17 protein-coding genes are annotated in these 13,534 nt (G+C 52.4%); 5 read left to right on the top strand and 12 right to left on the bottom strand.

From position 1 onward, the window contains the following. Positions 1-125: 125 nt before the first annotated feature. Genes G5574_RS04170 through fliF form a run of 6 tightly spaced genes read right to left on the bottom strand, consistent with a single transcriptional unit; the run spans position 126 to position 6,619 of the window. Positions 126-1,394 (bottom strand): flagellar hook-length control protein FliK, encoded by a 1,269-nt coding sequence (locus G5574_RS04170; RefSeq protein WP_164482099.1) that lies wholly within the window; start codon positions 1,392-1,394, stop codon positions 126-128. Further along, positions 1,391-1,834, bottom strand: coding sequence for a flagellar export protein FliJ (fliJ, locus tag G5574_RS04165; RefSeq protein ID WP_033742078.1), 444 nt, complete (start codon positions 1,832-1,834; stop codon positions 1,391-1,393). Before fliJ ends, G5574_RS04170 begins: the two co-directional genes overlap by 4 nt. A 28-nt stretch (positions 1,835-1,862) precedes the next feature. Continuing rightward, positions 1,863-3,224, bottom strand: a complete 1,362-nt coding sequence (fliI, locus tag G5574_RS04160) for a flagellar protein export ATPase FliI (protein ID WP_033742076.1) — start codon at positions 3,222-3,224, stop codon at positions 1,863-1,865. Further along, entirely contained in the window at positions 3,224-3,919 is a 696-nt protein-coding gene (fliH, locus tag G5574_RS04155; protein ID WP_033742075.1) for a flagellar assembly protein FliH, read from the bottom strand. The genes fliI and fliH overlap by 1 nt, the downstream gene beginning before the upstream one ends. Next, positions 3,912-4,904, bottom strand: a complete 993-nt coding sequence (gene fliG, locus G5574_RS04150; RefSeq protein ID WP_006119564.1) for a flagellar motor switch protein FliG — start codon at positions 4,902-4,904, stop codon at positions 3,912-3,914. The genes fliH and fliG overlap by 8 nt, the downstream gene beginning before the upstream one ends. Next, positions 4,901-6,619: a flagellar basal-body MS-ring/collar protein FliF gene (gene fliF / locus G5574_RS04145; protein ID WP_164482098.1), complete on the bottom strand. Its 1,719-nt coding sequence runs from the start codon at positions 6,617-6,619 to the stop codon at positions 4,901-4,903. The genes fliG and fliF overlap by 4 nt, the downstream gene beginning before the upstream one ends. A gap of 233 nt (positions 6,620-6,852) precedes the next feature. Between fliF and fliE the strand changes: the two genes are divergently transcribed. Together fliE and G5574_RS04135 are read left to right on the top strand one after the other, a co-directional pair. Then, on the top strand, positions 6,853-7,164 hold the full coding sequence (gene fliE / locus G5574_RS04140; RefSeq protein WP_006119561.1) for a flagellar hook-basal body complex protein FliE: 312 nt from the start codon (positions 6,853-6,855) through the stop codon (positions 7,162-7,164). 755 nt (positions 7,165-7,919) lie between these two features. After that, positions 7,920-8,210 (top strand): hypothetical protein, encoded by a 291-nt coding sequence (locus tag G5574_RS04135; protein WP_033742072.1) that lies wholly within the window; start codon positions 7,920-7,922, stop codon positions 8,208-8,210. A 255-nt stretch (positions 8,211-8,465) separates the two neighbouring features. Here the strand turns inward: G5574_RS04135 and G5574_RS04130 are convergent, their stop codons facing one another. Then, entirely contained in the window at positions 8,466-8,663 is a 198-nt protein-coding gene (locus G5574_RS04130; RefSeq protein WP_006119494.1) for a hypothetical protein, read from the bottom strand. A 250-nt stretch (positions 8,664-8,913) separates the two neighbouring features. Between G5574_RS04130 and G5574_RS04125 the strand changes: the two genes are divergently transcribed. Continuing rightward, positions 8,914-9,180: a hypothetical protein gene (locus tag G5574_RS04125; RefSeq protein WP_006119493.1), complete on the top strand. Its 267-nt coding sequence runs from the start codon at positions 8,914-8,916 to the stop codon at positions 9,178-9,180. A gap of 37 nt (positions 9,181-9,217) precedes the next feature. On the opposite strand, the gene G5574_RS04120 is transcribed toward G5574_RS04125, so the two are convergent. Next, complete coding sequence (locus G5574_RS04120) at positions 9,218-9,457, bottom strand: DinI-like family protein (RefSeq protein WP_033742070.1); 240 nt, start codon at positions 9,455-9,457, stop codon at positions 9,218-9,220. Positions 9,458-9,632: 175 nt separating this feature from the next. Here G5574_RS04120 and iraP point away from each other — a divergent pair, with 175 nt between their 5' ends. Next, on the top strand, positions 9,633-9,929 hold the full coding sequence (iraP, locus tag G5574_RS04115) for an anti-adapter protein IraP (RefSeq protein WP_006119490.1): 297 nt from the start codon (positions 9,633-9,635) through the stop codon (positions 9,927-9,929). Positions 9,930-10,059: 130 nt separating this feature from the next. Here the strand turns inward: iraP and G5574_RS04110 are convergent, their stop codons facing one another. Continuing rightward, entirely contained in the window at positions 10,060-10,383 is a 324-nt protein-coding gene (locus G5574_RS04110) for a DUF6388 family protein (protein WP_006119488.1), read from the bottom strand. A 241-nt stretch (positions 10,384-10,624) separates the two neighbouring features. Here G5574_RS04110 and yedD point away from each other — a divergent pair, with 241 nt between their 5' ends. Beyond that, positions 10,625-11,083, top strand: a complete 459-nt coding sequence (gene yedD / locus G5574_RS04105; RefSeq protein WP_006119487.1) for a lipoprotein YedD — start codon at positions 10,625-10,627, stop codon at positions 11,081-11,083. Positions 11,084-11,165: 82 nt separating this feature from the next. On the opposite strand, the gene amyA is transcribed toward yedD, so the two are convergent. From amyA to fliS, 3 genes are all read right to left on the bottom strand, one after another. Then, on the bottom strand, positions 11,166-12,647 hold the full coding sequence (gene amyA, locus G5574_RS04100) for an alpha-amylase (RefSeq protein WP_033742066.1): 1,482 nt from the start codon (positions 12,645-12,647) through the stop codon (positions 11,166-11,168). A 104-nt stretch (positions 12,648-12,751) separates the two neighbouring features. Beyond that, positions 12,752-13,111: a flagellar protein FliT gene (gene fliT / locus G5574_RS04095; protein WP_033742064.1), complete on the bottom strand. Its 360-nt coding sequence runs from the start codon at positions 13,109-13,111 to the stop codon at positions 12,752-12,754. After that, positions 13,111-13,521: a flagellar export chaperone FliS gene (gene fliS / locus G5574_RS04090; RefSeq protein ID WP_054633605.1), complete on the bottom strand. Its 411-nt coding sequence runs from the start codon at positions 13,519-13,521 to the stop codon at positions 13,111-13,113. The genes fliT and fliS overlap by 1 nt, the downstream gene beginning before the upstream one ends. Between the last annotated feature and the right edge of the window lie 13 nt (positions 13,522-13,534).

Genomic DNA, 13,534 nt, shown 5'->3' with positions numbered 1-13,534 from the left:
GCAGTTACTTCCTGTGAATTATGGGCGAGCCTCTCGGCTCACCTGAACAGATTATCGCGTGTCTTAAGTCAAACAATGGCAAGAAAAGACACGGGTTTTACGCTTACCTTCAGCGTTTGTCGCTGTCAGGCAAAGGTGTCGACGGCGCCCTTACCGTTTAACCGGGCCTGAAGAGCCTGCGGTACGGCAATCGGCGTGATGTCGTTATCACTGTCCTGGGTCAGAGAGAAGCTGCCGTGCTGTCCGTCGCGACGCGCCTCTTGCTGATGCTGGAAGCTTTGCCCTTGCGCGAAACTGTCACTGCTGACCTGACTCTCACCCAGGTTAATACCATTTTCAGCCAGCGCAGTGCGCAGCTGAGGAAGCGCGGCTTCCAGTGCAGCCCTGACATGGCTGTGACCTGAAACCATATTTAACTGTGCCTGATCGTTATTCAGTTTCAGGCTGATCTGGATCGCACCGAGATCTTCTGGATGCAGGCGTAACTCCGCATTCTGCTGGCCGTTACGACTGAACATCACAATTTGTTGACTCAGGGCCTGCTGCCATTCATTGCTACCCAGGTGGGCATTCAGCATCGGCGTAGACGGCGTGTTCATCGACGCAGAGGCCGTGAAGGGTTGCATAACGCTGCTGGCGCTGGTTATCGGCGCGGCAATCATCGTCTGATTATCGCTGGCTGCAGTGTTTATCGGACGCTCATCCTGCTTGTTGACGCTGCTCAGTATCTGCTGAAAACTGGCGTCTGTCGTCAACTGTGCCGGTGTCGATGCGGTTTGCGTCGTGGCTGCGGGCGTTACCCCACGGCTGGCCTGGTCAACGTTACTGGCCAGGCGACCGGCGTCCTGCACCTTGCTGTTTTTCGCGTCTTTGTCATCACCGCTCAGTGCCGTGGTCACCGCCTGCGTCAGTGCCGATAAGGCCGAACGCGGTCCGGCATCGCGTTGCATATCCACGTCACGCGTCGTCGTGCTGTCTTTCACGGCCTGTTGCAAGCCGGTTGCCGGTAACATGGCAAACAGCGCCTGAATATTTTGCATATCGCTGCTGTTCAGCGCGGCCTCTTTCGCGTCACCCTTATCATCGGCTGATTTTGTACCGGCTTTAATATTTTCCGGTTTAAACAGCGCACTGAGTGCAGTCGGGTTTTCCAGCGAAGAGATCAATGCATTCAACGACGTGGCAACCTTGCTGTCGTCATCAGCGACGCTATTTTTTTCTGCTGCAACTGTGGTTTTACTGTGCAGTTTCGCCAGGGAAAGCAACTGATTTCCCAGCGTAGTGATAAAGTCCTTCGGTAGCGCCTCGCCACCGCTCAGCAGATCGGTTGTCCCCGATGTTTCAGCGGTGCCGGTTGTTTTCGTTGTCAACGCAATGTTTGGCAGCGTAATCATTCGCCTTTCCTCAGTGCAGCCCGTTGGGCAAATTCATCCATCCGTTTCTGGTCGAGACGGTTTTCTTGTCGTAATGCATTTTCTTCTGCCCGGGTAATCAGCGTCTGATAGGCATTGAGACGTTGTTGTTTTTCACGCCAGTTAACCAGTGCCTGTTCAAGCCGTTGATTCCATTGCTGCAACTGACTGCGGTGTTGCTCAATGGCTTTTTCCAGCGTCTGAATGAACTGGTGATAGTTCGTCCAGCGGTTGCTGGCAATACCGCTGGACATGTCGCTGTTCAGCTTGTTGCGGTATTCATCCTGATAGTCAAGCAACATACTGAGCTGCTCGTTTGCAGCCTGCTGGCCACGCCGCATATCGCCTAACAGCACGGCGGCGCGTTCAAGATCCTGTTCCGCCAGGTCACGCAAAGTGTCAATGGCATTGACTGTTTTCATTACGATGTCCTCATATCAAACGCGCGAATTAACCGAACAATGCATGTAAATGCAGGCAGGCATCGTCGTACTCACTGCGCTCAAAAATGCCTTGTTGCAGGAAGGCTTCCATCTGCGGATAAAGCTGAATGGCTTTGTCCAGCATCGGATCGCTACCGGCGGCATAGGCACCGACGCTGACCAGATCCCGGTTGCGCTGGAAACTCGAGAGCAACTGTTTGAACTGGCGCACGCGTGCATAATGGTTTTCATCAATCAGTGACGTCATGGCACGACTAATTGAGGCTTCAATATCAATCGCCGGATAATGGCCGGCTTCGGCCAGACGACGTGACAGCACAATGTGGCCGTCAAGAATGGCACGCGCAGAGTCAGCAATCGGGTCCTGCTGATCGTCGCCTTCGGTCAGCACGGTATAAAACGCCGTGATCGAGCCGCCGCCATCGATGCCGTTACCCGCGCGTTCAACCAGGGCGGGCAGTTTGGCAAATACGGAAGGTGGATAACCTTTGGTGGCCGGCGGCTCACCAATCGCCAGCGCGATTTCACGTTGCGCCATGGCATAACGTGTCAGCGAATCCATGATTAATAAAACATGTTTACCGCGATCGCGGAAATCTTCCGCAATGCGCGTGGCGTAAGCGGCACCCTGCAGACGCAGTAGCGGTGAGACATCTGCCGGCGCGGCGATGACGACCGAACGCGCGCGGCCTTCAGCACCTAAGATGTTTTCAATAAAGTCTTTAACTTCACGGCCACGTTCACCGATTAAGCCCACCACGATCACATCGGCCTGGGTATAGCGCGCCATCATGCCGAGCAGCACACTTTTACCCACGCCTGATCCGGCGAACAAGCCCATACGTTGTCCCCGGCCAACGGTGAGCAGGGCGTTAATCGCCCGAACGCCGGTGTCCAGCACATCGGTAATAGGGGTGCGCTGTAAAGGGTTAAACGGCGGTGTGTTCAATGGGGCACGGTAGCCCGTTTCCGGGGAAGGCAAGCCATCCAGTGGGCGGCCGCTGCCATCAAGCACCCGGCCTAACAGCTGTGGCCCCAGCAGCAGCTGTTTACCTGAATGAGGGTTATCGCCGGTGGTGCGGGCATAAACGCGCGCGCCGGGCAGAATGCCGTCCACTTCTTCCAGCGGCATCATCAACAGTTTCTGACCGTTGAAGCCTACGACTTCGCTTTCAATTTCGCTAATCGTTTTACCGTCATTACGTTCAATCACACAGGTCGAACCGAGCGGCAACTGCAGGCCGGTAGCTTCGAGAACCAGGCCGGTGGCACGCGTCAGCCGTCCATAGCGACGAACAGGTTGCACCTGCGCAATACGACTTTCGAAGGCATCAAGCGAGCCCAGCCAGCGGTTCAGACGAGTGGTCATTAAAACTCTCCAGGTGCGGCAAGACGGCACAGTTCCTGCCAGCGGGTTGCCACGCTGGCGTCAAGATCGCCGTCTTCGGCACTGAGCTTGCAGCCGCCGGGGTGCAGTGTATTGTCAGCCAGTAAACGCCAGCCGTGCAGATCAAGCGTTGGCCCCAGTGTTTGTTCAATCCTCAGCAGGTCATCAGGATGCACCCGAAGCTGCGGCTTACCGCTAAACATGGGCTCCTGCTGCAGTAAGCCCTGAATCTGGCGCAGCAACGCACTGCCATCCACCGTAGTGGCCTGACCAATCACTGAACGCGCGGCTTCCAGAGCCAGCTGCATCAGGCGGGCAGCAATGACGCTGTCCAGCGATTCCAGCGTATTTTGAAATTCCGTCACCAGCTGCTGCATTCGCGCCTGTAAGGGAGCCTGCTGTTGCTGCGCATCAGCAAGGCCTTGCTGAAAGCCCGCGTCATAGCCGGCTTTCTGACCTTCATTAAACCCCTGCTGATGGCCTTCGCTGTAGCCTTGACCGTGGGCTTCTTTACGCAACTGCTGCTGCATCTGCTCAAACTGCTGTTGCTGTTCGTCTTCTTCTGATTCGAAGAATTCGATTTCGGGTTCAGCCTGAATCGTCGCGGGCTCTTCAGGACGCCCCAGTTCTACAGGCTGCCACAGTTGCCAGGGGCGGGCGGAAAATGCATCAGACATAGGTTTCCTCGCCGCCACCGATTACCATCTCGCCGGACTCTGCCAGACGACGCACCACCAGCAGGATCGCTTTCTGTTCGTTCTCTACTGCAGACATACGTACCGGACCACGGTTGGCCAGATCGTCGCGCAGGATATCGGCCGCACGGGCTGACATGTTTTTGAGGAACTTCTCGCGCAGCGGCTGCTCGGCACCTTTCAGGGCGATCAGCAACTGCTCGGATTCCACTTCCTGCAACAGACGCTGGATACTGCGGTCGTCCACTTCCACCAGGTTTTCGAACAGGAACATCTCGTCGATAATTTTCTGTGCCAGTTCGCCATCGAAGTCGCGTACCGCTTCGATAACCGCTTCTTCCTGCTGCGTTTTCATCAGGTTGATAATTTCGGCCGCCGTTCTCACGCCGCCCATCTTCGCACGCTTGAGGTTGGTACCGTCGAGCAGACTGTTAAGGACTTCGGTCAGTTCTGCCAGCGCTGCCGGCTGCACACCACCGAAGGTAGCAATACGCAGCATGACGTCATGACGCAGGCGCTCATCAAACAAGGCCAGAATATCGGCAGCCTGACCCCGTTTCAGGTGGACCAGGATAGTCGCGATGATCTGTGGATGCTCGTCGCGAATCAGATCGGCTGCGGCCTGCGGTTCCATGAAGTTGAGCGTTTCCATACCACTGGTGGTATCGCGGGTTTCAAGGATATCTTCCAGCAGGCTTGACGCACGCTCTTCACCCAACGCCCGGGTCAGCACGGAGCGCAGGTAATCGTTCGAGTTGAGGCTCAGTGCCGCGAACTGCTCGGCATCGCCTTCAAACTCACGCAGCACTTCGGTCAGTTGCTTATGCGAGACCTGACGCATGCTGGCCATCGCGGCACTCAGATGCTGAACCTCACGCTGGTTCAGGTGCTTAAAGACTTCCGCCGCGCGTTCTTCACCAATGGTCATCATCAGAATGGCGCTTTTTTCAGTACCGGTCAGACTCATAGTTCGTTACTCATCCATTCGCGAATCACCAGCGCAACAACGCGCGGATCGTTTTCAGACATGTCGCGGATACGCTGGCTCATGACTTCAGCGCTCATGCGGTTATTAGATTTACGTTCCTGCTCAAGTTCATCTTTGCTGAGCTGGACGCTGTAAGCTTCCTGATCGTTCTGCTGAGCAGCACGGGCAGCCTGAGCTTCTGCAGCGGCCTGCTCTGCGGCTTTCTTACGCAGAACATGCGGACGCACCATTTTGCGATACAGGATGAACGCCACCAGCGCAACCAACAGCCATTTACCTGCACTAATCAGCTGATCAAAGAACGACTGTTGTTGCCAGAAGGGCAGTTCAGTCGATACAGGCTCGGTGGTATTAAACTGCGAGTTCACCACGTTGACAGTGTCGCCACGTGTCTGTGAATAGCCCATGGCTTCGCGCGTCAGGTCTTCAATCTGCTTCAGCTGCTGCTCATTCAATGCAATTGCTTTGCCTTTATCGTCTTCGCGATAGTTCACCACCACGGCAACAGACAGGCGCTGCACGTCACCCACATTCATCTTGGTATGACGAATGGTACGATCCAGCTCATAGTTCACCGTATCATCACGGCGCGAGTTGGTCGGTACACTGCTGGTAGAGGCTGTGCTGGTCCGTTGACCATTGGCCGCATTGTTCTGACCATTGGCATTCTGGCCATTGGCCGCATTGTTATTGGCCGTATTGATCGGGGCCGTATTGGCTGGCGCAGGCTGGTTAGACAGTGCGCCCGGTACGCCGCCCGGATAAGGGCTGCCCGTCTGCTCGCTGGTGCTGGTCTGCTGAGAGCGAATAGACGCGTTTTTCGGATCGCCGTTCGGCTGGTACTTCTCATCCGTCTGTTCACTGGTATCGAAGTTAATCTGTGCCGTTACCTGCGCATGGACATTGCCCTGGCCCAGAATCGGGTTAAGGATCGCTTCGATACGTTGCTGGTAACGCGCTTCGACTTCGGCGGCATATTTCAGCTGTGCATCGTTCAGATCACGGCCTACTGCGTCAGAACGGGTTAACAGATGACCGCTCTGATCGACCACGGTCACGTTCCCCGGCGGTAAACCGGCCACGCTGCTGGAAACCATGTGCGTGATGGCCTGAATCTGACCTTCATCCAGCGCACGGCCCGGCTGCAGAGTTAACGTCACAGACGCGGAGGGCGCTTTTTGCTCACGTACGAAAAGGGTTGGTTTAGGCATCGCCAGATGGACGCGCGCCGTTTTCACCGGCCCCAGAGATTCGATAGTACGTGCCAGCTCGCCTTCCAGTGCGCGCTGGTAGTTCACCTGCTCGCTGAACTGGCTGATACCGAACTTTTCTTTATCCAGCAGTTCAAAACCGACGTTGCCACCTTTAGGCAGGCCCTGTTCAGCCAGACGCAGGCGCAGCTCATGCACCTTATCTTCCGGCACCATTAATGCACCGCCGTTATCCGCGAAACGATAAGGGACATTCATTTGCGTCAACTGCGTGACAATGGCACCCCCGTCCTCATTGGACAGGTTGCTGAACAATACGCTGTAGTTCGGTGTTTTGGCCCAGAGCACCAACGCAAAAACCACAGCGATAGCGGCTGCGGCTGCGACGATTAACGGAATACGTGGATTGGCACGCAGGCGAGCGAGAAGGTCACCAAAGCCTTTCGTTTCTTCATTTTGTGTGGCGGCTGCACTCGCATTCATGACCGATTCCTGCCTGACGTAATTGACCGGGTTAGTTGTGATGGCAAAACAGACTCCCTGACCTGCTTAAATAAAATTTCTACTTCAATGCCTGGCATTATTTGATGAAACGCAAAATTCGATGGGTGAATAAGCCACGGTTTTTAGCGTCATTTAGCGGCTTTGTCTTATTGACAATGTGTTAACTTCTCCCCACGTCAAAAATCTTCATCTTTTTTAATGAGGTAGCAACCATGTCAATTCAGGCAATCGACGGTGTTTTACAGCAGTTACAGATGACCTCGCTTCAGGCCAATAACAAAAGCGATGAGGTCAACAGCCATATCGATTTTGGCGCGACCATGAAAGCCGCTCTGGACAAAATCAGCGAAACCCAGACCACTGCCCGTAGCCAGGCGCAGGCGTTCGAAATGGGGAAACCCGGTGTCGCTTTAAACGATGTGATGGTCGATCTGCAAAAATCGTCTATCTCCATGCAGATGGGGATTCAGGTCAGGAACAAGCTGGTTTCGGCCTATACCGACATCATGAACATGCAGGTGTAGTCGGGAAAACGGGTCTTTATTATCAGGTATATGCCTGGCGGCGTTGAGTTGGGACAAGAGCGACACAGAATGTGGCTTTACCAAAAGCGCCTTCTTGTTGCTTTATACGTGTTCAACGATGCAATCGTACACCTGATAACCTTTCCTGATGCGTTCAGGCCATGCCAGCCGCGCGCGGTAGCCGAGTTGGGCCTGTCAGGGCCGCGTCTGAGACGCGATTGTCGCACCACAACCTGCATCATCCCTTTACTTCAGACATCTACCTGTCGGTGTTTATTCTCCTTTTCTTGCCGAAAGAAAATATATCCTGCATCTTTATCCTTCGCTTCCGTGCAGGCGTTCACTATGACATTTTCGCTGTGCCGGTTACGGCTGCATGACGCCATCCGCTAAAGTATTTTCAGCACGGTTCCTGCGTCAAAAAATATCATTTCTAATGTTGTAATTTTTCTACGACTTTTAAAAGAAAAATTAGTTAGCTTAATAACTAAAAATATCCCTGAAGGTGGGAAGTAAAAAATGAAATACTGAAAGCAAAAGATGTAATCTGGTATGTATTCGTAAGCCAGCAAAACCTGTTTACCTTAACGGCGACGCGGGTTGCGACAGCAGCGTAACAGGCACCACGCGGCTTGCATCCCCGGTTACACATCAAACGGAAATATTCCTCTTCTAATCTAATTAAAATATTTAACTGTTTAAATCTGTCGCCTGATATTAATGTCAGCATTCTTTCTGCTCACGGATATATCAACATGAGATACTTAATTCAAACACTTCTCACGAACTCAAAAAGTGGTGAGCAGATTAAATATGAAGTCTATTCGGAAAACCGGAAGTCAGATTTTATAGATAAAATTCCGGAAGGTTCCTGCACAGTGATTTCTTACAAACTGACTGAGGGGACGATTCAGTTGCTGGATCGGGATGTGAATCTGCAACCGTTATTCGATGCCCATCGACCGGCGCAGGATGTTTTTTATCCAGACGGCCCTCACCGGATTAATCTTGAGATGCTGGTCGATTATTTAAATCAGCAAGCCTGATCATGTGCAGAGGGGGCCCGCTCCGGTATCCGGCGGTTTTCTGCGCCTGCGATCCGTGTGAATAAAGGGCCAAAGCCTGTTGCCCGCCCGTCCCTGACCGTTGCCAGGCGAGCAGCCCACATGCCAGGCCAGCTGGGTTAACGAACAGGGAGGTATGGCTTCTCATCCTGCTGGCCTTAAAATAACGACTGCACCGGCTTCAAAGCATGGTGCAGATCACCGTCTGCCCCGGTTAAGTGGGCAGACGGTGACATGTCATGATGCTTTGAAAGGATCCTTTTTATCATCCTGACTGTCATCATTTTTTCTGGGCACTTCACCGTGATCTTTCGGTGCATCGTTTGCGGGATGATCATCTTCCTCGTAGGCATTTCCCGCATTAGGTGCGGCTTCGGGTAATCCTTTGCTGACATCGCCTTCATGTTTACGTTTATCGTTACTTTGGTTGTGCATCGTTTGCTCCTCTTTGTCGTCCTCTAAGTCTAGACCAGCACAACAAAGCTGTGAGCGGAGACCCGTCAGCATATTTATCATCACGTAAGGACGGGGTATGACACCGCCGTTTTCCGCCTGACCACGGCGAAGAAGCCATGTCCTGTAAAAGTGACTTCCGATTATTCCTAATGCAAAACCGCTATATTGTCCTACCTTTAAATCCCCAGACGATATTTTCATTGGAAAAACAACCAAAAGGAAACACAGCATGAGTGATTCAATCGAAACCAAAAGCAAAACCGATTATCTGCGTGACGTGGCATCCCAGTTGAAAGAAATGCGCCACTATGCGCAAACGAACACTGAGACGCTTTCCGCCCATTGGTTAGCCTTTGATGCCGGTGAATACAAGGATGAAGGGAATGCGGCCCGTATTGACGCATTACTGAATAAGCAGGGAACGTTGCTGGAAGATCTGGAGAAAGCCATTCAGGATATTGAAATTGAAATCAACCACAGTGAGCAGGAGAGTTAAGGTATCTCCCGCCAACTGAGGGGTGGCGATTAACGGATTAATCCGCCACCAGCCAAAACTCGGCTTCATCAAACATTTCTTCCACCAGACGCGCGACAGTGGCTTTATCATTCTTGCTGAGGTCGGTTTCTATCGCGTTACGTTCCATCGGTTTCACCTTGACCTCGATGTCAGGAAAAACACGATGCACACGCTTTTCAAGCTCTGCCAATATCATGTCGCGCGCCCCTGGCAGGCCCGCGACATTACGCTTATCGTAAATTAACTCTACAAACATAATAACCATCCCTTCAGGGCAAAATCGCGTTGCCATTTTACTGTAAATAAAAACAGTATCAAGCTGATGTTTGCATGAATCCGTTTTTTAGGTCCCGCGTAGAAAAGCATTTTTATCTGGTTTACTCTGAGGGCGCTCTTAACGATATATGCGCTCACTCACCGGGAGAAGTGCAATGCGACAATTGGTTATTGATATTCTGCTTAAACTGGCAAAAATGGATGTCGATGCAAAGGAACTGACTGCTCAGGTCGAAGCGCAGTCATTGCTGGTTGCCGCTTTATTAGTCCAGGCGAAACAAGATAATGCGTTAACGATTTCTGAGACGGTGCAGGATGCCATTGTCACGGCATCGCGTTCCTCATCAGAGTTCATGCAGTCTGATATTGATCTGTTGCTCACGCACCTCAACCGATTACTGGCCGTGGCTAAGTATGTTGAGGTGAGGGGAAAGCTCGAACAAGAAGAGTGATGGCTAACGCTGGCGGCAGAGGGGTTTTCTGCCGCCAGCGAGGCCGTATCAGGGGCATTAACCGTTTGTTGTCACGACGCTGCGCAACGCCATCGCCGTTATTCTTCCTGTCCGCACAGCTGAGGTATAGCTAAAGCTCGTTCTTAATACAAAATTCTTCCCAACTCATTCCCAGAGATTCGGCATGCGATCGGAGATAGGCTTCGATGGCTTCGGCGGCGACGGCTTTATCCGGCTCTGCCAGTTGAATCGAAAAAATCATACCATCAAGATTTTTCTGGCGTAAAAAGGCGGCATAAATGCGTTCGGCGTGCCACTCGCGCAATTCACGCAGGGACATATTGGCGGCACGGGCATCCTGTTCGGTCAGTTCATCGAGTGCGGCCTGAAAATCGGCATGGGCAGTGAAGAACATTTGGCGTGCCTGGGCATAATAAGCTTCTGGAGTTTTCATGACAAATCTCTGAGATGTAATGCAGGGCGACAGTGTAGCCTGTTGTGCCTCCCTTGTCAGGCCGGAGTGGACAGGTTCATTCACAGCGATAAAAGCGGGCAGGGAAGGGAATAAACATCACCCGGTGCGTGATGAATCCAGGAAAAGCGCGCTTTACGTTGATTTCATCCCTCAGATATCTTGCACATCTGGCAGTAAAAATTATAACGTAGCCGCCATTAACCGGATTTAGGGATCAAAGATGAAAAACTGGATGCTGATTGCCACACTGGCGCTGAGTGGCTGCGCACAAATAAACAGTTATCAAAGTGCGGTGCAAACGCCGGCCCCGGCAAATTTACAAGGCAACTGGCAGACGGTTGGGCCGCAGAGTAACCTGATTAGCGACAAGGCGATTGGGAGTCTGATTATCAACGCGGACGGCAGTACGCTGGATTGCCGGCAGTGGCAACGGGTCATTGCGAAGCCAGGCAAATTGACGCAGCTGAATGGCGATTATGTCAATGTTACGCGTCAGTTACGCATCATGACACTGGATCTGGATGGCGGTGAGCTGGATTACGACGGGCTTACGTTGCGTAAGGTCGATCGACCCACGGTGGAATGCCAGAAAGCTTTACAGGAAGCGGCCCAACATCCCGGTGTGGATGTGATTCAGAATATCGAACCCGAGATTATGCGTCCGGTTCTGAACAAATAAATGACGCAAAGCGGTCTTAAGGACCGCTTTGCGCTGATGCGCAGGCTGTTACCGCGCCAGAAAAAGCAGCGGACCTGTGGTTTTATGCCTCAACAACCCAGACACTCACGCTGCCTGCATTACAGCGAAACACGGCGCTGCCGGCGTCGTCCGTCGTAACGGTATCGGATTGATGTCCCAGATAGTCATACCATACTTTCCCGGCATATCCTTCTCCCATTGAAATCTGTTTTTCCCCCGCTTCGCCATTCGACATGATCACAATACAGCCCGGCTTTTCAGCGGTTCCGCTGCGGCTGAACGCGACGCAGTTAGGATGGTCGAAGTAATCGGTTTGCGCGCCCCAGCCAAATTGCTGACGGGCACGAATCAGCCCTTCGAGTTCAGGAATGACCGGCATATCGACCTGATGCATTTCACCGTCTCCGCCTTCATCCTCATAGTGGGCACCGAACAGGTCCGGATAAAAAATGGTCGGAACGCCTTGCTCGCGCAACAGAATCAGCGCATAAGCCAGCGGCTTAAACCAGGCTTCAACGGGCGCTTCCAGAGACTGCAGCGGCTGTGTGTCGTGGTTGGCCACGATAGTCACGGCATGCCACGGGTCGGCTAATACCAACGAGTTATCAAAAATTTTGCTCAGGTCATAATCGCTGCCGGCTTTAGACGCCTGATGAAAATTCATATGCAGCGGGGCGTCAAACAGCAGCGTTTTGCCTTCCACCTGATTGATATATTCCTGCAACTTTTCGGTTTCAAAGGACCAGTATTCCGCCACAATAAACAGCGGTTCGTTAGCGACGTCCTGAATATGTTCGATCCAGTCTTTGTAAAACCAGGCCGGGATATGTTTTACCGCGTCCAGACGAAAGCCGGTGCAGGGGACCTGCTCCATGACCCAGCGCGCCCAGTATTTGAGTTCTTCGCTCACCGCCTTATTGCGGAAATCAACATTGGCGCCCATCAGATAATCAAAGTTACCTAACTCGTTATCCACCTGGTCGTTCCAGCCTTCAGCGGTGTAATCGTTGATAATTTTGAACACGCCGTTTTCATCGGGATTTTCAATATGGTCGACCCCGCTAAAACACTTATGATCCCAGATGAATGTCGAGTATTCGCCTGCCCGCGCCGGAAACGTAAACTTTGTCCAGGCTTCGCATTCCACGACCTCGGGATAAATTTCATCACGATTATCCGGGTTAACGCGATTTACGCTCACCTGTTCTTTCTCGTCCGCGCCCATTTTATGGTTGAGAACCACATCCAGCAGCACGCCAATGTTGTGGCTGCGCAGCGCATTGACGGCAGCCAGCAACTGCTGCTTATCACCATATTTGGTGGCGACGCTGCCTTTTTGCTCAAACTCGCCTAAATCGAAGAGATCGTAGCTGTCATAACCCACCGAGTAACCACCGGACTCGCCTTTATAGCAAGGGGGCAGCCAGACCATGTTGATGCCGATGTCATTAAGCAGGGCCGCTTTTTCTGCGACTTCCGGCCACAGCGTGCTGCCATCGGGATAATACCAGTGGAAAAACTGCAAAAGGGTTGGGTTGTGCATGACAAACGTCCAGTCAGAGGAGAGGGAACTGGAAGTATGGGATAAGAGTGAAGAAATTACGCGGGTAAACTAAAAAAAGAGTGTTTACCCGCATAAGTCGGCCTTTACTGGTCTTTTGGGTAAAGGATATTACCCGCCATCTTGCCGTAAGAAGAGACAATGTTGTGTTGCTGCGTTGAGGTCGTGACCAGCGAGCGCAGTTCGCTCATACGTTCACCCAGCAACGTCTTCAGCGTGGTTTCATTCTTCAGAATTTGCTCAAGTACCGGGCGAATTTGTGCCCGCTGTAATGCTGACAGCGCACTGGCATCGTTATCACGCGCAACACGCTCGACGCTACTAACGTAAGTTGATTCGCAACTAAGCAACTCATCCCATTGTCCCTGCCGGGCATTTTCCAGCATGGCATTACTGAGCGTGAGTAAGTGTTGATATCCTTTTAGCAGCTCGAGTGGATGACTCATTAAAAGGTATCCTGCTGTGGCTGGTAATTAGGGCCAATCTGTTTCCACGCATCCGCAATATTATTGAGTAAGCTTTCGACTTCCGTAATGGCCTCAAGGTCGTTGTTCAGGTTAGCCTGTAACAGACGACGGGTCATATATTCATACAGATCGTCGAGATTAGCGGAAATTTCACCGCCAACCTCATGGTTCAGGCCTGCGCGCAGCCCGTTAGTAATGATATTAATGGCCTTAGATAAGGCGTTACCTTTACCGGGAATATCGCCTTGCTCAATTAAAATGGCAGCTTTTTTCATGGCGCTCAGGGCGCCATCAAAAAGCAGCACGACCAGCTGATGTGGGCTGGCGCTTAATACGGCGCTTTCCACACCTACCTGCGCATAGGCCTGAATACCGGACTTAGCGTACATGCTTACCACTCCT

Origin of the sequence: Pantoea stewartii (assembly GCF_011044475.1) — a bacterium.
Taxonomy (GTDB): Bacteria; Pseudomonadota; Gammaproteobacteria; order Enterobacterales; family Enterobacteriaceae; genus Pantoea; species Pantoea stewartii.
The sequence above is the reverse complement of the archived record's forward strand: the minus strand, read 5'-3'. Positions and strand labels throughout refer to the sequence as shown.

Excerpts from the sequence above, each read along its gene's own strand:
- G5574_RS04170 (WP_164482099.1), bottom strand. The coding sequence starts at position 1,394 with ATGATTACGCTGCCAAACATTGCGTTGACAACGAAAACAACCGGCACC.
- fliJ (WP_033742078.1), bottom strand. The coding sequence starts at position 1,834 with ATGAAAACAGTCAATGCCATTGACACTTTGCGTGACCTGGCGGAACAG.
- fliI (WP_033742076.1), bottom strand. The coding sequence starts at position 3,224 with ATGACCACTCGTCTGAACCGCTGGCTGGGCTCGCTTGATGCCTTCGAA.
- fliH (WP_033742075.1), bottom strand. The coding sequence starts at position 3,919 with ATGTCTGATGCATTTTCCGCCCGCCCCTGGCAACTGTGGCAGCCTGTA.
- fliG (WP_006119564.1), bottom strand. The coding sequence starts at position 4,904 with ATGAGTCTGACCGGTACTGAAAAAAGCGCCATTCTGATGATGACCATT.
- fliF (WP_164482098.1), bottom strand. The coding sequence starts at position 6,619 with ATGAATGCGAGTGCAGCCGCCACACAAAATGAAGAAACGAAAGGCTTT.
- fliE (WP_006119561.1), top strand. The coding sequence starts at position 6,853 with ATGTCAATTCAGGCAATCGACGGTGTTTTACAGCAGTTACAGATGACC.
- G5574_RS04135 (WP_033742072.1), top strand. The coding sequence starts at position 7,920 with ATGAGATACTTAATTCAAACACTTCTCACGAACTCAAAAAGTGGTGAG.
- G5574_RS04130 (WP_006119494.1), bottom strand. The coding sequence starts at position 8,663 with ATGCACAACCAAAGTAACGATAAACGTAAACATGAAGGCGATGTCAGC.
- G5574_RS04125 (WP_006119493.1), top strand. The coding sequence starts at position 8,914 with ATGAGTGATTCAATCGAAACCAAAAGCAAAACCGATTATCTGCGTGAC.
- G5574_RS04120 (WP_033742070.1), bottom strand. The coding sequence starts at position 9,457 with ATGTTTGTAGAGTTAATTTACGATAAGCGTAATGTCGCGGGCCTGCCA.
- iraP (WP_006119490.1), top strand. The coding sequence starts at position 9,633 with ATGCGACAATTGGTTATTGATATTCTGCTTAAACTGGCAAAAATGGAT.
- G5574_RS04110 (WP_006119488.1), bottom strand. The coding sequence starts at position 10,383 with ATGAAAACTCCAGAAGCTTATTATGCCCAGGCACGCCAAATGTTCTTC.
- yedD (WP_006119487.1), top strand. The coding sequence starts at position 10,625 with ATGAAAAACTGGATGCTGATTGCCACACTGGCGCTGAGTGGCTGCGCA.
- amyA (WP_033742066.1), bottom strand. The coding sequence starts at position 12,647 with ATGCACAACCCAACCCTTTTGCAGTTTTTCCACTGGTATTATCCCGAT.
- fliT (WP_033742064.1), bottom strand. The coding sequence starts at position 13,111 with ATGAGTCATCCACTCGAGCTGCTAAAAGGATATCAACACTTACTCACG.
- fliS (WP_054633605.1), bottom strand. The coding sequence starts at position 13,521 with ATGTACGCTAAGTCCGGTATTCAGGCCTATGCGCAGGTAGGTGTGGAA.